This window comes from Pseudomonas sp. CF161, assembly GCF_000416215.1.
In the GTDB taxonomy this organism is placed as follows: Bacteria; Pseudomonadota; Gammaproteobacteria; order Pseudomonadales; family Pseudomonadaceae; genus Aquipseudomonas.
This window is the reverse complement of the sequence record NZ_ATLP01000079.1, coordinates 40,542-59,718: the sequence shown is the minus strand read 5'-3', so window position 1 is coordinate 59,718 and position 19,177 is coordinate 40,542. Positions and strand designations below refer to the sequence as shown.

Sequence of the window (19,177 nt, the reverse complement as noted above, 5' to 3'; positions counted from 1 at the left end):
GCCCGCAACGCAATACGGAGGTGTGGCCGAGTGGTTTAAGGCAACGGTCTTGAAAACCGTCGACTGTAACAGGTCCATGAGTTCGAATCCCATCGCCTCCGCCATATTTGTACGTTAAAGCCCTGAATATTCAGGGCTTTTTCGTTTCTGAGGTTTGGTGGAGCCGGTCGCACTGGCGAGGTGTTCCATAACTATTATGGAACCGTTCCATAACTCAGACCGTTTTTCCCCCTCCTCGGCCTCCTGCCGATCGAACACAATCCCAAACCTCTACAGCTCGTCGTTTGCTGACGCGATGCTGCTTTCAGCGTCGCTACCTGCAGCAATAGATAGGTAACGGCCATTTGCGACAGGCATCTATCGGCCAATAGCAACCCCGCTCCACGACAACTTGGTTGCTCCCTCGACATTCTTGTGAGAGGTTGAAGTTCCGCTAATTTTCAGGAAGAACATGGACATTCGTTCGACGGAAGTAAAAGACTGGATGCTTTTGAAGCAAGTTCGTCTCGCAGCCCTTTTGGACACACCGACCGCGTTTGGTGTGAGCTACCAGACTGCCGTCCAATACAGTGACGAACAATGGAAAGAAAGAGCATCGTCAGCCGGAACTGAATTCTGGCTGGCCCTGACGGGCGATAAACCAGTGGGCATGATAGGTGCGGCGGTCAGTGGCGCGAATCGCTATAACTTGATCGGAATGTGGGTTGAACCCACTGCACGTGGCTCTGGTGTAGCAGCTCATCTGGTCGAGGCAGTGAAATCTCGCGCGATAGAGAAAGGCCATGATCGGGTTTTTCTGGACGTCTCTCCCGACAATGCCAGAGCCTCAAACTTCTATCTGAACCAGGGGTTTTCGTTCATAGATGAATGGGAACCTTTAGAAAGTCATCCCCATATCATGGTTCAGACAATGCTCTGGACTGTTCAAAGCTAACTGGCAAGCTCTTCTACTGGCTGGACGTTGTTTGCGGATATCTGCTATCGGCCAAAAGCAGCTATTCGCTGACCCCGAACAGGGACCACACATCTTAAAGATGCAGAACCGGATTGCCCCCTGCGCCGTACCCCGGGGCGTCGACCTTGACCCGCATCCCGATCAACAGCGCTGCGAGCAGCATCAAGATGCCGGCAGCGACAAATACGCCGGCGATGCCACTGAAACTGAACATAGCGCCCCCGGCAGCGGCACCCGCAGCGATCGCCGACTGCACCGAGGCCACTACCATTCCTCCCGCGCTTTCCGCCTGATCTGGCACCGCGCGGGCTACCCAGTTTGACCACGCCACGGGTACACCGCCGAAAGCCATGCCCCAGAGTGCCAACAACAACGCCTGAGACGGCACAGAAGCAGGCAGCAACACCAAGGCTAATGCTGCCACGCCGACCAGCGCAGGCATCAGTATCATTGTCCCGCGCGGGCTACGTTCAAGTAGCCAGCCGGCCAGCAGCGTGCCGACGAAGTTAGCCGCGCCGAACCCCAGAAGCATCAGCGCCAATCCTTCGGCCCCCACGCCGGTTGTGCTTTCCAGAAACGGCCGGATGTAGGTGAACAACGCGAAGTGCCCTGTGTGCACAAGCACGCAACCCAGCATGCCAACGGCAATGCCCGGACGCAGCAGCACTTCAAGCACCGTTCTCAACCGCGCGGTCCTGCGCGGCGCCAGAGGCGGCAGCGTGAAAAGCTGGAAAACCAGCGTCACTAGCCCGACGGCGGCGGCCGCCACAAAGGCACTGCGCCAGCCATACAGCCCGCCCAAATAGCTGCCCAGCGGCACCGCCACCACAGTGCCCACTGCAATACCGCTGAAAATAATCGACAGGGCCCGCGGCAGCAGCGCCGCCGGCACTAGGCGCATCGCCACTGCCGCCGCCATGCTCCAGAAGCCGCCCAGTGCGATACCTAGCAAAACCCGCATGATCAGCAGCACTATCAGGCTGGAAGAGAAAGCCACCAGCAAGTTGGAGGCAATCATCAGCGTGGAAAAGCACAGCAACACCACGCGCCGGTCGACCCCCCGCGTCAAGCCTGGCACCAGTAACCCGGAGAACAGCGCCACTACCGCCGTCACTGTCACTGCCTGCCCCGCCAAGGCTTCCGACACCCCTAGTTCAACGGCCATCGGCGTCAGCAAGCTGGCCGGAAGGTACTCCGCCGTCAACAATCCAAACACGCCCATCGCCAGCGAAAATACCGCCATCCAGGCCGGCGTCGCTGGCTCTACATCAGCCTCGTTGCCAACGCGCGCATCCGCTACAACGTCACACACCCCATTACTCATCACTAACTACCTCTGGAAATTATCTCAACCAGAAGTCTATGGACGCAGAACAGGATGTTCTATGATGCAAAATCTTGATTTTTTGACCAAAACCCCGAAATGAAATCTCTAGATCAGTTCGCCTTATCGTCCGATCTCATCAACGAACTGTTGCGCGGCATGCGCCTGCGGGGCGTCGAGTACCGTCGCATCCAGGCCGGCCCCTCTTTCGGGCTGGGTTTTGCTGCCAAACCAGGACACGCCTACTTCCACTTCCTCGCCGTCGGCACCGCCGTCCTGTGTGCGGAGGACGGCACTTTCTACGAGTTGTCGGCCGGCAACGCCGTGTTCATCGCTCAGGGTGAACCCCATCAACTTCTCTCAAGCCTGGACGTACCCGCCCAAGACATCGGCAGCTTCGACGCGGCCCCTCTCGGCGATGCGGTCTGCGCCGTAGATGCTTCCCCCGGTGCCGATGTCAGCCCCAGCACCATCATTTTTAGCGGCTGCATGGAGTTTGAACTCGGAAGCATGCAAGGTCTCGGCGGGTTGATGCCTGATCTGATGTTGATTGATGCCAGGGGGCAGCGTTACCCCGGGCTTATGCCGATTCTCGCCTCCATGGAGCGCGAAGTTCGTTCCGCACGCGTCGGCTTCGCAGGCATCCTCGCTCGCCTCGCCGACGTAGTGGCGGCAATGATCGTGCGCGGCTGGGTTGAGTGCGCCTGCGGCAACGCCTCTGGCTTGGTGGCCGCGTTACGCGACCCCAGGCTAGCCCGCGCGCTTCTGGCCTTGCACCGAGAGCCGGCGCGTGACTGGACCGTCGCGGAACTGGCGGCGCAATGTAATACCTCTCGCTCGGTTTTCGCGGAACGCTTCCAGGCCACTATCGGCATCCCCCCGTTGCGCTATGCAACGGAGCTGCGGATGCGCCTCGCCAGCCAATGGCTAAGTCTCGAGCGACTGCCTATCGAGACCGTCGCGCAGCGCCTGGGCTACACCTCGCAGGCGGCCTTCAGTCGTGCCTTCAAGCGCATCACCGGCCAGCCACCCGGCGCCAGTCGGCAAATGGCTCGTTCTATTGCATCCTGAAGTTCGAAGATGTGGAGTGTGCAGCGACACGTGTATCGGTCTGATAACCCCCCGATGTGAACGGCTGCTATGGCTTGCTACTCCCGATTACCTGCATTGGGTCTCGATTGCAGCCCTCGCAACAGCTAGCTATCGCCGCATAGCTGCAGTCAGCGATGGCGACCACAGTCTTCGCCGACCTGACGCAGATCGCCGGCTACGCGCCGAGCATAAAATCGAACTTCCACCGAAAACGACGCGTTCAACAAGCCGCCCTTCTAAACCGCTTCCACATCATCATTCGGCAACGAAGCAAACATTTCGGCGCGGCACACCGCGAGGATCTCATCCGCCAGCGCAGAGTCATCGGGGCAGGCACGCGACAAAACAATCGCGCCGACAGCACGTGACAGCAGGTCGATCATCTTCTTTCGCCCCTCGCCCGCCTCGGCATCCGGCCCCGTCGGGTATTTCTCTCCCAGAGTTTGCAGGGTGTGTTCAATACCTTCAGCAAAGGTCGCTTTCACCTCATCCGACTGGCGCGCCGCGTCGCCGCCCAACGCCGCCATGGTGCAACCGCCGCCACGTCCGTCGCGATGTGCCCTGTTCACATAGACGTCGATAAAGCCGGGAACATCCAGCGCTTGGGCTCCTGCCAGCGACGTGGCAAGACTGCAGGCAGCGGCTTCGGCCATCAGGTCGGCCTTCGAACCGAAGTGCTTGTAGAAACCTCCGTGGGTGAATCCGGCAGCCGCCATGAGATCCGACACACCTACGCCATCAAAGCCACGCTCACGAAACAACTCAGAAGCCGTCTCGACGATGTGCGCTCGATTGGCCTGCGCCTGGGCCTTGGTCACTCTCACCTGCAATACCTCGTGTCCACTGGGAAATCATGCGCCCAATCATACATAGATGTCGCTCATAATCAAAGTCGTTGACAGTTTAGATTTAGATCATCATCCTAATTTCACGAATCACCGACCTCCAACAACGGGCACGGAAGAAATACCAGATGACCGACCAAAATCTGTTCACCCCTTACACACTTGGCGCCCTCACGCTGTCGAACCGCGTCGTCCTCGCGCCGCTGACACGTAACCGCGCCGGCCAGGGCTTTATCCCCAGCGAGTTCGCGGCCACTTATTACAGCCAACGGGCCAGCGCAGGCTTGCTGATCAGCGAAGCCACGCAGATTTCACAACAGGGTCAGGGCTATCAGGACACCCCCGGGATCTACACGCAGGCGCAAATAGACGGCTGGCGCACCGTGACCGATGCCGTCCACGCCGAGGGCGGAAAAATCTTTCTGCAGCTGTGGCACGTCGGCCGCGTGTCGCACGTTGATCTGCAAGAAAACGGGGCCGCCCCCGTGGCCCCTTCTGCGCTGCGCGCCGCCACCAAAGTATTCGTCAACAATCGGTTTGAAGACGTCTCCGAGCCGCGCGCGCTGGACATCAGCGAACTGCCTGGGATCGTCTCCAATTTCCGCCAGGCCGCGGCAAACGCTGTCGCCGCCGGATTCGACGGCGTGGAGATTCATGGCGCAAACGGCTATTTGCTGGATCAGTTCCTCAAGGACAGCGCCAATTCGCGTACCGATGCCTACGGCGGCTCGATTGAAAATCGGGCGCGTCTGTTGCTCGAAGTGACGGCGGCAGTCGTCAATGAAATCGGCGCGGATCGCACAGGTGTGCGCTTGTCTCCGGTGTCGCCGGCCAATGGCGTATCCACCAGTGATCCGCAGGCGCAATTCGATTACGTCGTCGAACAACTCGACGCCCTCGGCGTGGTTTATCTGCACGTGGTCGAAGGTGCGACCGGTGGCCCGCGTGACGTGGCGCCATTCGATTTCGGCGCCCTGCGCCAGCGCTTCAAAAACACCTACATCGCCAACAACGGCTACGACCTGGACCTGGCAACTTCAAGGCTCGCCGAAGACCAGGTCGATCTGATCGCATTCGGCCGCCCGTTCATTGGCAATCCGGATCTGGTCGAGCGTCTCAAACGTGGCGCGCCGTTGTCCGCTTTCGATCCCGCCACACTCTATGGCGGCGGTGCAGCAGGCTACATCGACTACCCGACGTTGGCTCAATCGAGCGCCACCGCAAACTGAGCGATCAGTGATCGCGCTTTGTGTTTCACACATCCTGAAAGAGAGATAACCCATGAGCACCCGCCCCGCTGTTCTCATCACTGGCGCCTCCACCGGCATTGGCGCCGTCTACGCCGAGCGCTTCGCGCAACGCGGCCACGACCTGGTACTGGTTGCCCGCGACCAGACACGTCTGGATGCACTGGCGGCCCAATTGCGCAACGAACACGGCGTCACCATCGAAGTCATTGCAGCGGACCTGACCCGACTCGGCGATCTGACAAGCATTGAAACCCGCCTGCGTGCAGACGCCCGCATCGGCATCCTCGTCAATAACGCTGGCGCCGCGCTATCGGGTAGCTTTATTGACCAAAGCACCGACAGCGTCGCGCAACTGGTTGCCCTCAACACCACAGCGCTGGTGCGTCTGGCCAGCGCCATTGCCCCACGCCTGGCCAAAGCCGGCGAAGGCGCGATCATCAACATCGGTTCGGTGGTGGGTCTTGCTCCAGAGTTCGGCATGTCGGTCTACGGCGCGACCAAGGCATTTGTGCTGTTCCTTTCCCAGGGCCTGAGCCTGGAACTTTCGCCGCTGGGCGTCTACGTGCAGGCCGTGCTGCCGGCCGCCACCCGCACGGAGATCTGGGATCGCTCCGGCATCGACATCAACACCTTGAACGAAATCATGGAAGTGGCCGATCTGGTGGATGCGGCACTGGTCGGTTTCGACCGTCGCGAACCGGTGACGATCCCGCCGCTGCACGAAGCTGAACGCTGGGATGACCTGCAGAGCGCACGTCAGGGCCTGCTGGGGCAAATCCGCCAGGCTGCGGTTGCCCAGCGCTACCAGACGCAACAGTGATCTTTTGGTAGCGAGCATTCGCGCCGGATTCGATGCTGGCGCAAGACACAACATCGAATTCGGCCCGTTGTCCGGAGTAGCAATGAATTCAACCCATACCAATAACCGCGCGGACTCGCCGACAGCGTTCATCGACGCGGCGAACCAGTCGATCACGGTCAACGGCGTTCGCTTCGCCTACCGCGACATCGGCCCCATGATCGGCGCGCCCCTTGTGCTGTTCAACCATTGGGGCGCGGTGCTGGACAACTTCGATCCCGCGATCATCGATGGCCTGGCACAAACACGACGCGTCATTGCTACCGACTATCGCGGTATTGGCGGCTCTGGTGGAGCCGCGCCACTGACTGTCGGTGAGATGGCAGACGATGCCATTCAACTGATTCGCGCGCTGGGTTTCGAGACCGTCGATGTGCTCGGTTTTTCACTGGGTGGTTTCGTTGCTCAAGGTATCGCTCTGAAAGCGCCAGAATTGGTCCGGCGCTTGATTCTCACCGGCACCGGGCCGGCAGGCGGCAGCGGTATCGACAAGGTCGGATCGGTGTCGTGGCCATTGATGCTCAAAGGTTTGCTGACCCTGCGCGACCCCAAGTTCTACCTGTTCTTCACGTCGACGACCAATGGCCGCCGAGCCGCCTCGCAGTATTTGCAGCGCTTGAAAGCACGCAAAAACAATCGCGACAAAGGCCCGACGCCCAGCGCGTTCCTGCGGCAGTTGAAAGCCATAACCGCGTGGGGCAAGCAGTCACCTCAAAACCTCGGGCGCTTGCGCATGCCGACGCTGATCGTCAACGGCGACAACGACATCATGGTCCCCAGCGTTAACTCGTCTGAGCTGGCCAAGCGTATCCCCAACGCACAACTGGTGATTTATGAAGACGCCGGCCACGGCGGCATCTTCCAGCACTACGCTGATTTTGTGGCCAAGGCACGGGCGTTCCTCGATGCCTGAGCTCGCGACACAGCAACACCGCAACGCACCGGCGCCCCTCCTCACCACCGACAAGAGCCGCACTACGATGAAGGCATTTCTAATTGATCGCTATGGCAAGAACACCGGGCGCATTGGCGAAGTGCCCGCCCCTGAAGTGGGCGCCCACGACGTATTGATTGAGGTACACGCCAGCAGCGTCAACCTGCTTGATTCGAAGATCAGCACAGGCGAATTCAAACTGATCCTGCCCTATGCATTTCCGCTGATACTGGGCAATGACCTGGCGGGCGTCGTGGTTCAAATTGGCGCGCAGGTGACCGGGTTCAAGCCGGGAGACGAGGTCTACGCTCGCCCGCCTGAAGCGCGAATCGGAACGTTTGCCGAACTGATCGCCGTGGACCAAAACGCGGTCGCGCGCAAACCCGCCAATACCACCATGGCACAAGCCGCGTCCCTCCCTTTGGTGGCACTGACCGCCTGGCAAGTGCTGGTGGAAACCGCCCAGCTGAAAAAGGGCCAGAAAGTGCTGATTCACGCTGGCTCCGGCGGCGTCGGCACCGTCGCTATCCAGCTCGCCAAACACCTCGGCGCCTTTGTCGCGACCACCACCAGCACCACGAATGTCGAATGGGTGAAGGCACTCGGGGCCGATACCGTGATCGACTACACACAGCAGGACTTCGAGAGTGTCTTGCACGGCTACGACGTGGTGTTGAACAGCCTCGGCGCCGATGTCCTGGAGAAGTCACTCAAGGTTCTCAAGCCCGGCGGCCAGCTCATTTCCATCTCCGGCCCACCCACTGCACAGTTCGCGCGCGAGCAAAGGTTGTCCTGGCCATTGCAGCAAGTCATGCGTCTGCTGAGCCTTGGCATTCGTCGCAAAGCGCGAAAGCAGGACGTCAGCTACGCGTTCGTGTTCATGCGGGCCAATGGCGCTCAGCTGCAACAAATCACCGCGCTCGTTGAGGACGCAATCATCAACCCTGTGGTTGATCGCTCCTTCACCTTTGAATCAACGGCAGAGGCGTTGAAATACGTCGAGCAGGGACGAGCCAAGGGCAAGGTCGTTGTTACACTCAAATGACGACGCCACCTGCAGATGAGCGAACCGTACAGGCTGAGCAACTTTCACCGCCTCAGCAGGCATCATCCGAGGTGACCTCGCCAGAATCGCAAACACAGCAAGCACAGCAACCGGACGTTGTGCTGGTTGAACCGCCAGTGATCGTTTGGCGCAGTTTGATGCTTGAGCCGTAGAAAACCCATGCGCGAAGAGACGGCTGATCACGTCACGCCGTCGCGTTCGACTCGACAAGCTGAACGTGCGTGGCATTGCGACCCGCCAGCCAGGCAAGCACTGACGCGGCAACCAGCACCGCGGCACTGAGTTCGAATGTGGCTTTGTAACCGCTCAGGTCAAAGGCCAGACCGCCAATGATCGCGCCTCCGGCAATCGCCAGTTGAACAATGGCCACAAGCAAGCCGCCTCCGGCTTCCGCATCATCCGGAAGCGTTTGCGCCAGCCAGGTCCACCAGCCGACCGGTGCGGCCGTCGCAACCAGTCCCCAGAGTCCGAGCAACACGGCGGTCAGTACCGGTGATTTGCCGAAGCTGACCAACGCCAGGGCGATGGCCGCCATGATCAGCGGGATGACGCTCAAGGTGCGGTAGAGGCCGCGGCCCATAAACCTTTCGATCAGAAAGGTGCCGATAAAACCTGCCAGTCCCAGCCCCAGCAGCATGAACGACAAGGTTGAGACACTGACGCCAGTCACGCCCTCAAGAAATGGCCGCAGGTAGGTGAACAGCATGAACTGGCCCATGAAAAATACGCTGACGGCGACCATTCCCAAGGCGACTGGCGACTGTTTCATCAGCCGCAGAACATTGCCGCTGCCTGCCTGGCGCTCGGTTTTGAAGGACGGAAGGCTTATCAGCAGCCACACGGCGGCAAGCGCTGCGACCGGGACCACACAGAAAAATGCCCCGCGCCAGCCGATCAACGCGCCAAGGAAACTACCCGCCGGCGCGGCGATGACCGTCGCCAGAGCGTTGCCGCCATTGACGATGGCCAGCGCCCGGGACACCTGATCAGGCTGCACCAGGCGCATTGCAGTCGCCGCCGACAATGACCAGAAACCACCGATCGCGATCCCGATCAGGGCACGCCCAAACATGAATGAGGGATAGCCCGGCGCGAACGCGACGACCGTACCGGAGACGATCATCAGCAGGGTCAGGCCCAGCAGCAACTTCTTGCGTTCGACGCGAGCGGCCACCGAGGCAATCAGCAGGCTGGTGATCAATGCACAGGCACCGGACACGGAGATACCCTGCCCTGCCTGGCCTTCGGTGATGTGCAGGTCTGCCGCGATGGGCGTCAGCAGGCTAACGGGCATGAATTCTGAAGCGACCAGGGCGAAGGCGGCCAACGACATGGCCAGCACGGCGCTCCAGCCGCGTTTTTCTGTAGAAGGAAAGGTCATGGGAACTACCTGTGGTGCAAAAAACCTGGGGGTGTGATGCGCAGGGGCCAGCAGTTTGTCGCCCATCCGGGCACTGCCCCCGTAACAGATAGACACATTCTCCCGGTCAATCCGGCCCTTCCCCAGTGCATTCCTCTTGAATGCTTGCCTGATCCTCTGGGGATGCAGGGTGATGGATAGGAAACGTCTCTGGCGCGGATTAGAGTTCGATCAACAGGAGTGACCCGACATGATCGATCCCCATCTGCGCCATGAATCGCCTTTGGCGTTGAACATTGACCCGCGCGTGAGCGTACCGGGTGACTTCGCCACGGCCATCCCCGGGCTGTCGCTGTTTCGTCGCGACCAGCCGGCGCCGCCCGCCGTGTGCATGGTAGAACCCAGCCTGATTCTCGTCGGTCGCGGCGAAAAGCGCCTGTGGGTCGGTGGTGAGGGCTACAACTACGACCCTTCACGGTTTCTGGTCACCTCGCTGGACCTGCCCGCCAACTCCGAAGTGGTGCTTGCCAGCCCCGAACAGCCCTGTGTCGGTCTCGTACTGAAACTGGATGTCAGCATGCTTGCCGAGGTCATCACCAAGAGCGGTTTGCTTGCAAAACGCCAGCAATCAACGGGGACGGGCGCCGGGATTGGCAGCCTGTCTGCTGCTCTGGAGGGCGCGCTCGATCGCCTGCTGGCATTGCTGGATGAACCCGAGGCAATCCCGGTTCTGGCGCCGCTGGTTCTGCGAGAAATCCACTATCGGTTGCTCCATACCGATCAAGGCGCGCGGCTGCGACAAATCACTGCGGTCGATGGTCAGGGTTATCGCATCGCCAAGGCCATTGACTGGCTCAAGGTCAATTACACCGATGCCCTGCGCATCGACGATCTGGCGGCGCGGGTGCAGATGAGCGCCCCGACCTTTCACCACCATTTCCGCCAGCTCACCGGCATGAGCCCGTTGCAGTATCAGAAATGGCTGCGTCTGAACGAGGCTCGTCGACTAATGTTGATGGAGCACCTGGACGTCTCGCGGGCAGCGTTCGCTGTCGGGTATGAAAGCCCCTCGCAGTTCAGTCGCGAATATGGCCGGCTGTTCGGCACCGCGCCGAGTCGGGACATTGCGCTTCTACGCGGGCAGCCATACGCGCCAGAAGCACTCGGCAGCGCCGCGAACTGAACAAAAACCAGCTTCACCGGTGATGCGCCTCGCCGCGTGTCACCGTTCATAACAATGCACGTCAACCGATGATCAAGCGGGTGAACCATGGAACTTCGAATCAACCAGAAGACCTATCAGGTCGATGCCGACGCCGATACGCCCTTGCTGTGGGTGATCCGCGATGACTTGGGCATGACCGGGACCAAGTACGGCTGCGGCCTGGCGCAATGCGGCGCCTGCTCGGTGCTGGTGGACGGCAACGTCGTGCGCTCCTGCGTCACGCCGGTGGCTGGGGTGGTCGGCCGCGAGGTCACCACCATTGAGGCCATCGAAACCGATGCAGTGGGCAAACGGGTGGTCTCGACCTGGGTCGATCTGCAGGTCGCCCAGTGTGGCTACTGTCAGTCCGGGCAAGTCATGGCCGCCACCGCGCTGCTCAAGCACAACCCCACACCCAGTGATGCGCAGATCGAGGCGGCGATGGTCAACCTCTGCCGCTGCGGCACTTACAACGCCATTCATGCCGCCGTGCATGAACTTGCCGGCAAGGGAGACGCGTGATGAACGTTCATATCGACCCTTCACAGCAAGCCTCGGCCCTGGACCTGCACGAACCGATCAATGTTTCGCGCAGACGTTTTCTGGCCGGCACCGCCGTCGGTGCACTGGTCCTCGGCTTCGGCCTGCCACTGGGTGCGACACGCGTGCAAGCTGCAGCAGCAACGGCGACGGCCGAGCGCGGCACGCAGGTCCCGGCGTTTCTCGAGATCCGCCCGGACAACCGCGTGCGCCTGCTCTGCCCCTTCATGGAAGGCGGACAAGGTACGTTCACCGCAATGGCGCAGATCGTCGGTGAAGAACTGGATGCCGACCCGGCGACCTTTCTGGTCGAGGCCGCCCCGCCCGGCGAGGCCTATGTGGTGATGGAGAACGGCATGCGCATCACCGGCGGCAGCATGTCGGTGCGCATGAGTTACCCGGTCATGCGCCGCCTCGGCGCCCTTGCCCGCGCCATGCTGTTGCAGGCGGGCGCGCAGCAGCTTGGGGTGTCCGTGAACGAGTTGAGCACCGAGCCAGGCAAAGTCGTGCATGCCAAGTCGGGCCGCTCGCTGGCCTACGGTGAACTGGCCGAGCGCGCGATGGATCTGCCGGTTCCCGATCCTGCCTCCGTGCAACTGCGTGATCCGAGCACGTTCCGCTGGATCGGCAAACCGGTGAAGCGCGTCGATGCCTACGACAAATCCACGGGCAAGGCGCTTTACACCATCGATCTGAAGGTCGACGGCATGCTGCATGCTGCGGTGCAACATGCCCCGCGCCTGGGAATGACGGTGGGCAACCTGCGCAACGAAGACCAGGTCAAGGCGATGAAGGGCGTGCATTCCGTGCATCGTCTGCCGGGCGCCGTGGCCGTGGTCGCCGAGCGCTGGTGGCACGCCAAACGTGCAGTCGAGGCGATCCAGGTCGACTGGCAAGAGCCAACGCTCGACAGCACAGTGCGGCCGATGCCCGCCAACTTTTCCAGCGATGCCTGGTTCAAGCGCCTCGCTGAAGATAAAGGCCCGGCCAAAGATGATGAACATGAAGGCGACGTGGCTTCGATTCTCAAGGGGAGCAAGACCCGGATCGACGCCACTTACCACAACCAATACTTGAATCACGGCCAACTGGAGCCGCCTTCTGCACTGGCCCGATTCAATCCGGACGGTTCGCTAGAAGTCTGGTTGCCGAATCAGGCGCCGGACATGTTCCGTGCCGACATCGCCAAACGCACGGGCCTGGATCCGTCGCGCATCACCTTGCATTCGCCGTTGCTGGGCGGGTTCTTCGGCCGGCATTTTCTCTACGACTCGGCCAGCCCCTACCCTCAGGCGATCGCGCTGTCCAAGGCGGTTGGCCGTCCGGTCAAACTGATTTGGAGTCGCGAGGAAGAGTTCCTGCGTGATGTGCTGCGCCCCGTTGCCGCAGTGAATTTCCGCGCCGCGCTGGACAGCGACGGCTGGCCGCTGGCAATCGAAGCGATCAGTGCCACCGAAGGCCCGACCGAAGCCCTCGCTGGCAAGCAAGGTGAAAAGCTCGATCCGACGGCGCTTGAAGGGTTGTCGGGCAAGTCCTATGCGATCCCCAACAAGCGCATCGCGCAGATCTACGTCAAAGGGCCGGCCATGCTCGGTTACTGGCGTTCGGTGGGCAACTCCCTCAACGACTTCTTCTATGAATCGTTCCTTGATGAACTGGCCGACAAGGGTGGCAAGGACCCATTCGACCTACGCCTGCATTTGCTGCGCGACAACAAACGGCTGACCACGTTGCTGCAGGCAGTGGGTGAGCTGTCGGGCGGCTGGAAACGCGGGCCGTTTACCGCCGAGGATGGCAGCCGACGTGCGCGCGGCGTGGCCATGGCCTCGCCGTTCGGTACGGAGACTGCGGTGATCGCCGAGGTGTCCATCGAGAACGGCCAGGTCAAGGTGCACGACATCTGGCAGGCGATTGACCCGGGCAGCATCGTCAATCCGGCGATTGTCGAAGCTCAGGTCAATGGCGCGGTGGCGCTGGGGCTGTCGCAGACGCTGGTGGAGGAGTCAGTGTGGATTGACGGCAAACCCCGGGCGCGCAATTACGACTTGTATCCGATCCTGCCGCCTGCGCGGATGGCCCGGGTACACGTGCGTGTGGTCGAGAGCGGGGAAAAAATGGGCGGCATCGGTGAACCGCCGTTGCCTGCCGTAGCGCCCGCCGTCGCCAATGCGGTGGCAACGCTAACCGGCCAGCGGGTACGCAGCCTGCCCATGAGCCGACACACCTTCACCTGATCAGCGCCGGAGCGTCCATGAATAACCGCCGATTCGCAAGAACCGCTGGCTGGCTCGCAGTGCCGTGCCTGGTCGCGGCAGGCCTGCTGGCCTGGTACGTCACTCGCGAGCCTGTCTCGCCCCTTGAAAACCAACCGATCGCCGTGGCCGACATCGACCCGGCACTGGTCGCCCGGGGCGAATACGTCGCCCGGCTCAGCGATTGCGTGGCCTGCCACAGCGTGCCGGGCGGCGCGCCATTCGCTGGCGGGCTGGAAATGGCCACGCCGCTGGGCGCGATCCACGCGACCAATATCACCCCGGACACGCAAACCGGCATCGGCCACTACAGCCTGGCGGATTTCGACCGTGCCGTGCGCCACGGCGTGGCACCCGAGAGTCGCCGTCTGTATCCGGCGATGCCCTACCCGTCCTACGCCAAGCTCAGTGACGACGATGTTCGTGCGCTGTATGCGTTCTTCATGAAAGGCGTGGCGCCGGTGAAACAGGCGAACATCCCGAGTACGATCCCGTGGCCCCTTAACCTGCGCTGGCCGATTGCACTGTGGAACGGTGTGTTTGTCGACGCCAAGCCTTATGTGGCCAAACCGGCGCAGGATGAGGTGTGGAACCGTGGCGCGTATCTCGTGCAGGGTGCCGGGCACTGCGGCAGTTGCCATACGCCGCGAGGCCTGGCGTTCAACGAAAAGGCACTGGATGAATCCGGCACGCCGTTCCTCGCGGGGGCCTTGCTCGATGGCTGGTACGCGCCGAGCCTGCGGGATGATCACAACACCGGCCTGGGTCGCTGGAGCGAGCCGGAGATCGTGCAGTTCCTCAAGACCGGTCGCAACCAACATGCGGTGGTCTACGGCTCGATGACCGAAGCCTTCAACAACTCCACGCAATTCATGAGCGATGACGATCTGACGGCCATTGCCCGCTATCTGAAGTCGTTGCCCGGCGACCGCCAGCGCGACGGGCAGCCTTGGCAGTATCAAGCAGTCTCGGCAGCGACGCGGCTGAATTCCCCTGGTGCCCACGCCTACGAGACGCGCTGTGCCTCGTGTCACGGCCTGGACGGCAAGGGTCAGTCTGAATGGATGCCGCCGCTGGCGGGCGCCACCTCGGCACTGGCCAAGGAGAGCGCTTCGGCGATCAACATCACCCTGAATGGTTCACTGCGTGTCGTGGCTGCCGGTGTGCCGGACGCTTATCGCATGCCGGCCTTCCGTGAGCAGTTGTCGGATCAGCAGATCGCCGAAGTCCTGACTTTCATGCGCGGCACCTGGGGCAATCAGGGCACTGCGGTTGATGCGCAGACGGTGGGCAAACTGCGTGAACACACCGACCCGGCCAGCAGCAGCCCGATCATCCTGCACATGCGCTAAGAGGAGACCTTGATGGAAAGCATCGACTTGCTGGTTCTGCGCACCGCGCGGGACTGGCTCGCCGCCGGCGAGCGTGTGTTGCTCGCCACGGTGGCGCGCACCTGGGGTTCTTCGCCACGCCCGACCGGGTCGATGATGGCGCTGCGTGGCGACGGTCGCGTGGTGGGCAGCGTGTCCGGCGGCTGCATCGAAGACGATCTGATCCATCGCCATACCACGGCCCATGGCGGCCACGGTTTTCACGACGGCACGCCGGAAGTGGTGCGCTATGGCGTCAGCGCCGATGAGGCGCATCGCTTCGGCCTGCCCTGCGGCGGCACGCTTGAACTGATCCTTGAGTTCAACCCGTCGTGGCAGTCTCTTGATGCGCTGCTGGTGCAGCTGGACGCCGGGCAACTGGTTCGTCGTCGCCTGGCGCTGGCGACCGGTCAGGTCGCACTTGAGTCCACCGCAACGCCGGAACAATTCAGCTTCGATGGCGCGCAGATGCTCAATACCCTGGGGCCGGGCTATCGGATGCTCATGATCGGTGCCGGCGCGCTGGCCGAGTATCTGGCCACCATGGCGTTGTTCAATGGTTTCAAGGTGGCGGTGTGCGATCCGCGTCCCGAGTACATCGAGACCTGGGCGGTAGACGGCGTGGAACGCATCGTTGGCATGCCGGATGACGTGGTCCGGGACTTCGCGGTGGATCTGCGCACCTGCATCGTTGCGTTGAGCCATGACCCCAAACTCGATGATCTGGCCCTGCTCGAAGCCCTCCACGGCCCAGCGTTCTACATCGGTGCCATTGGCTCGCGGCGCAACAGCCAGCTGCGCCGCGAACGCCTGATCGAGCATTTTGGTGAGACCGAGGCGTCGCTTGAGCGCCTGCACGGGCCGATCGGCCTCTACATTGGCAGCAAGACGCCTGCAGAAATCGCCGTCAGCGTGATGGCCGAAATCCTGGCGGCCAAGAATGGCGCGGGCTTGCCGAGTGGGCTCAGCGTCGCCAAAGCTAAACACAGCATTGAATCTGCGGCCTTATCCTCGCTTCGTTGAGTCGCTGGCGCATACGAGACAATTCTTGGCCGGCAGAATGATGCCACCCGCGACAGCAGGGCTGCCGGGGAGGCGCGCAGGATTTGCTACTGGCACGAGTGGCAATACCGAGAGCCACTATGAAGCGCAATCCCGGTAGTGCTGCTGGTACTCCGCCCGTGTCCCAAGATGATCCGTCCACAGCCGGACAGGTTCAGCCTCTTGCTCGGTCAGCTTCATCTGTTCCAGTTCATCATGAAGCAGGAACACAAAATCCTCTTCGTCCTGTATCTGCCGCACGTCATGCAGGGTCCAGTGATGCTCGCTAATCAAATACAGCCGAACCTGGTCCATGGCCTCCAGTCTGGCCCAGATTGCCGTACCGCCTTCGAGCATCCGCTCGGCGAAACACTTGAGCTTGTACAATCCGAGCGCCATACGGGTGTGCTGATCGCCCGGCAGCTCTTCCCAGCGGAGACGGGGGTTTTCAAACAGAAGTTTCTCGTACTTATCAAGCGCTGCCATCCATTCACGGTGGTGATTGAATCGTTGAACCATATACCGGGTCTCCGCGACAGTCCTTTCGAGTGAAATCAAAACGGTATAAGGCTTCAGAAGCGCCCACTGATCCCCAGCAAAGGCCCCTTCTGGACGATGTCGTAGACGAAGCCATCATGGCGATAATTCACCCCCATCGCCCGGTAACCGGCCACCGCCGAGAAGCCGGGCAAAAACTCCCAGCCTGCCAGCGCGGCCAGATCCCAGTCCTCCCGAGACTGCCCGGCGCCTGCCATCCCCCAGGACGACAACCAGAATCGATCGTTCACGGCATAGTGCCCACGCAGGCCCGCCATGGCGTCTGCCCATGTCGCATTATCAGAGCCCGATAAGCCACCAAGCGGTCCACCATGGAAGCTGAGGGTGGTCCCGCTGTACCAGACGCGTACGCCACCGGCGACGTCCAGTCGACGGGTTTCATCGCCCAACACCGTATAGCCGCCCCCCAGAAACCCGGAAGCTGTCTTGCTTTGCACCTCAAGTTTGGCGCCCCCAGGCAAGCGGTTGCGGGTGTCGGTGTCGATGTACATCAGGTCGGCGAGCACGCTGTAGGGGCCCCGACGCGCCTCCCCCATCAGCATCACCGACATATCGACCGTCTTGGCGATATCGGAGAAATCGGATTTTATGAACTGGGTTCCAGTGCTGCTATGACCCACGTGTCCACGAATGCCGGCGCCCCATACATAAGGTCCGCCGTTGAACGTCCAGTCATCGTTGTCTGCCGCCATGGCGGGCCCGACGCAGATACAGGCGCTAACCAGTAATGCCAGACGTGCATGCTTTCGCAGCAGGGCCGAGGGAGGGTTGTCACTGCTCATGATGGTGCTTCCCCCGATCAGTGCTGAGTCAGCGAGAGCGCCACGCCCTCGGCCGCACAGTCCTCTGTAGGCTTCAAACCGGCTTTTTGTGCGGCCTTGACCTCTGCCTTCGCGGCCGCCAGATCCGCCAGGAACGCCGGATTGCCATGCAAGCTTGCTACCGTCGCAGCGCCCATGATGCGGCCTGCATCGACGTCGCTCTGCCAGTGTGCGTCGCAGATGATTCGGCTCTGGCCAAAGGACAACCCGCGGGTCATCAACTCGGTTGCACGTTCAGGTTGAATCTCGGCCAGCAACAGGCCCCAGGCCCAACCGGCTGCGGAGTGCCCGGAAGGCCAGGAACCATCGGTGCGTAGCAGCGGCTCCATGTCTTTGCGACAGGTTCCTTCGTTGTGCGCCACGAAGGGGCGGGTGCGGTTGTAGGCATTTTTCCCGGCATAGGTGGAGCCTCCCGCATCGGTCAGGGTGCGCTGCATCAGGGTGTAGAGATGCGGTGTACTTTTCTCGGTGATCGGGGTGCCCATCGCGCAGGAGAATGCCTTGGCCGGGCCCGGAAATGACAGCTCCGCATCCGCCGCGGCGAGTGTTTCCCGCGCCGTACCGCGTAGCGACAATGCTGCTCGCCGAGCCTCCTCATCCCGTGCAAACGCCGCAGAGTCGGGCTTGGGTGGGGCGCCCAGCAACGCCAGGCGCAGCGGCAAGTCTGCCGTGTTCAGATAACCCGGGGCCAGCTTGAAGTGAGGGTCGGTAACCTTTGTGGCAGCGTCATCGGCAAGCACCAGTCCCGACCAGAGCAGGCTGGCCAGCCCCAACTGCTTATGTACTGTTTTCATCGAGTGTTCCCTGATCAAAACCGGTAAAGGGCATTCAGATAGGCGCCTGCGCCCACGTTTTCACCCGTCAGCGGGCTGTTGCGGGCATCGGAGACCAGAGCGTAGGTCTTGATCCCGCCTTCCAGGGCCAACTGTGGTTGCCATTGCCACGTGAGGCCCAGCTTCAAGGTCACGTCACGCATGCCGCCACCCGGGTGGTATTCGTCGAAACCGGTGCGCGCAGCTTGTTGGGCGGTGACGCCGAAGCGCGCCATCATGTCTTTCTCATTGCTCCAGGTGCCGTAGAGCGTCGAGTCCAGGGTCAATGTTGAAGACAGCGCGTAGGCAGTGGCGAAACCGGCTTCCAGGAACGCAGTACGCCCCAGGCTCTCGCCACCGTAATCGCGGCTCTGGCTGGCTTGCAGGCCACGAACAAACAGACGACCGGCCGGCAGCACCCAATACGCTTCCGCTCCAACAAGAGCGGTGCTATCCAGGTTGCCCATGCCCTTGAGGTAGTCATCACGACCGCCCAGAGTGTGGATTTTTTCCTTGCGTCCCTGGTCGTAACCCAGCAACAGGGCGATTCCGAAAGGCGACAACCCGGGCAAGTCCCAGCGCAGCCCGTCCGGGAAGGCGGCGGTGAACTTGCCCCAGTTTTCGGTAGGCAAAACCGCTTTGAGCTTCAGCGACGGGAACGTGGCGTAGTGCGAGGAACCTTCGTACAGCGGGCCAACGGCGAGTCCGCCACCCACGGTCACGGAGGGCTCAGCTGAATCGTCTGCGTGAGCAGGCAACACCGTCGCACATGCAAGGGTCGCACTTATCATGAGCGTCGCTGGATAGTTGAAAAAGTTTGAACCGCCGATGGTGGTCATCGTTTCCTTCCTTTGGTGTAAACAAAACGTCTTGATTGGCGTTTGCGCCGAGTTG

General features: G+C 61.4%; 18 protein-coding genes and 1 tRNA gene. 12 read left to right on the top strand and 7 right to left on the bottom strand.

Annotated elements, in window-relative coordinates; all coding sequences use genetic code 11:
* Positions 1-16: 16 nt before the first annotated feature.
* A tRNA-Ser gene (locus CF161_RS14780) sits at positions 17-104 on the top strand.
* Positions 105-451: 347 nt separating this feature from the next.
* Positions 452-934: a GNAT family N-acetyltransferase gene (locus CF161_RS14775; RefSeq protein WP_020297395.1), complete on the top strand. Its 483-nt coding sequence runs from the start codon at positions 452-454 to the stop codon at positions 932-934.
* 94 nt (positions 935-1,028) lie between these two features.
* On the opposite strand, the gene CF161_RS14770 is transcribed toward CF161_RS14775, so the two are convergent.
* Positions 1,029-2,279, bottom strand: coding sequence for an MFS transporter (locus CF161_RS14770; RefSeq protein ID WP_020297394.1), 1,251 nt, complete (start codon positions 2,277-2,279; stop codon positions 1,029-1,031).
* Between the two features lie 99 nt (positions 2,280-2,378).
* Between CF161_RS14770 and CF161_RS14765 the strand changes: the two genes are divergently transcribed.
* A complete protein-coding gene (locus CF161_RS14765) occupies positions 2,379-3,350 on the top strand; it encodes an AraC family transcriptional regulator (protein WP_020297393.1) in 972 nt (323 codons plus the stop codon).
* Positions 3,351-3,607: 257 nt separating this feature from the next.
* On the opposite strand, the gene CF161_RS14760 is transcribed toward CF161_RS14765, so the two are convergent.
* Entirely contained in the window at positions 3,608-4,195 is a 588-nt protein-coding gene (locus tag CF161_RS14760) for a TetR/AcrR family transcriptional regulator (RefSeq protein WP_177326777.1), read from the bottom strand.
* 149 nt (positions 4,196-4,344) lie between these two features.
* Between CF161_RS14760 and CF161_RS14755 the strand changes: the two genes are divergently transcribed.
* The 4 genes from CF161_RS14755 (at position 4,345) to CF161_RS14740 (ending at position 8,304) form a co-directional block, all read left to right on the top strand.
* Positions 4,345-5,445, top strand: coding sequence for an alkene reductase (locus tag CF161_RS14755; protein WP_020297391.1), 1,101 nt, complete (start codon positions 4,345-4,347; stop codon positions 5,443-5,445).
* Positions 5,446-5,497: 52 nt separating this feature from the next.
* Positions 5,498-6,286, top strand: coding sequence for an SDR family oxidoreductase (locus CF161_RS14750; protein WP_020297390.1), 789 nt, complete (start codon positions 5,498-5,500; stop codon positions 6,284-6,286).
* 82 nt (positions 6,287-6,368) lie between these two features.
* A complete protein-coding gene (locus CF161_RS14745) occupies positions 6,369-7,238 on the top strand; it encodes an alpha/beta fold hydrolase (RefSeq protein ID WP_020297389.1) in 870 nt (289 codons plus the stop codon).
* A gap of 67 nt (positions 7,239-7,305) precedes the next feature.
* Positions 7,306-8,304 carry an NADP-dependent oxidoreductase gene (locus tag CF161_RS14740; protein WP_020297388.1) on the top strand — a complete coding sequence of 333 codons (999 nt, stop codon included), beginning with the start codon at positions 7,306-7,308 and terminating at the stop codon, positions 8,302-8,304.
* 205 nt (positions 8,305-8,509) lie between these two features.
* Here CF161_RS14740 and CF161_RS14735 read toward each other — a convergent pair whose 3' ends face one another.
* Positions 8,510-9,706 (bottom strand): MFS transporter, encoded by a 1,197-nt coding sequence (locus CF161_RS14735; protein WP_020297387.1) that lies wholly within the window; start codon positions 9,704-9,706, stop codon positions 8,510-8,512.
* A gap of 229 nt (positions 9,707-9,935) precedes the next feature.
* On the opposite strand from CF161_RS14735, the gene CF161_RS14730 reads away from it, so the two are divergent.
* From CF161_RS14730 to CF161_RS14710, 5 genes are all read left to right on the top strand, one after another.
* On the top strand, positions 9,936-10,868 hold the full coding sequence (locus CF161_RS14730; protein WP_020297386.1) for an AraC family transcriptional regulator: 933 nt from the start codon (positions 9,936-9,938) through the stop codon (positions 10,866-10,868).
* 87 nt (positions 10,869-10,955) lie between these two features.
* The gene (locus CF161_RS14725; RefSeq protein WP_020297385.1) at positions 10,956-11,411 is read left to right on the top strand and encodes a (2Fe-2S)-binding protein; all 456 of its coding nucleotides are present in this window, start codon (positions 10,956-10,958) and stop codon (positions 11,409-11,411) included.
* The gene (locus tag CF161_RS14720) at positions 11,411-13,663 is read left to right on the top strand and encodes a xanthine dehydrogenase family protein molybdopterin-binding subunit (RefSeq protein ID WP_020297384.1); all 2,253 of its coding nucleotides are present in this window, start codon (positions 11,411-11,413) and stop codon (positions 13,661-13,663) included. Before CF161_RS14725 ends, CF161_RS14720 begins: the two co-directional genes overlap by 1 nt.
* A 17-nt stretch (positions 13,664-13,680) precedes the next feature.
* On the top strand, positions 13,681-15,033 hold the full coding sequence (locus CF161_RS14715) for a cytochrome c (RefSeq protein ID WP_043229486.1): 1,353 nt from the start codon (positions 13,681-13,683) through the stop codon (positions 15,031-15,033).
* Positions 15,034-15,045: 12 nt separating this feature from the next.
* Entirely contained in the window at positions 15,046-16,074 is a 1,029-nt protein-coding gene (locus tag CF161_RS14710) for an XdhC family protein (protein ID WP_020297382.1), read from the top strand.
* 117 nt (positions 16,075-16,191) lie between these two features.
* Here CF161_RS14710 and CF161_RS14705 read toward each other — a convergent pair whose 3' ends face one another.
* From CF161_RS14705 to CF161_RS14690, 4 genes are read right to left on the bottom strand one after another with little or no spacing between them, the layout of a single operon-like run.
* Complete coding sequence (locus CF161_RS14705) at positions 16,192-16,611, bottom strand: hypothetical protein (protein WP_020297381.1); 420 nt, start codon at positions 16,609-16,611, stop codon at positions 16,192-16,194.
* 53 nt (positions 16,612-16,664) lie between these two features.
* Positions 16,665-17,432, bottom strand: coding sequence for a hypothetical protein (locus tag CF161_RS14700; protein WP_020297380.1), 768 nt, complete (start codon positions 17,430-17,432; stop codon positions 16,665-16,667).
* 17 nt (positions 17,433-17,449) lie between these two features.
* A complete protein-coding gene (locus tag CF161_RS14695; RefSeq protein WP_020297379.1) occupies positions 17,450-18,265 on the bottom strand; it encodes a phosphatase PAP2 family protein in 816 nt (271 codons plus the stop codon).
* A gap of 14 nt (positions 18,266-18,279) precedes the next feature.
* A complete protein-coding gene (locus tag CF161_RS14690; protein WP_020297378.1) occupies positions 18,280-19,122 on the bottom strand; it encodes a MipA/OmpV family protein in 843 nt (280 codons plus the stop codon).
* Positions 19,123-19,177 lie beyond the last annotated feature (55 nt).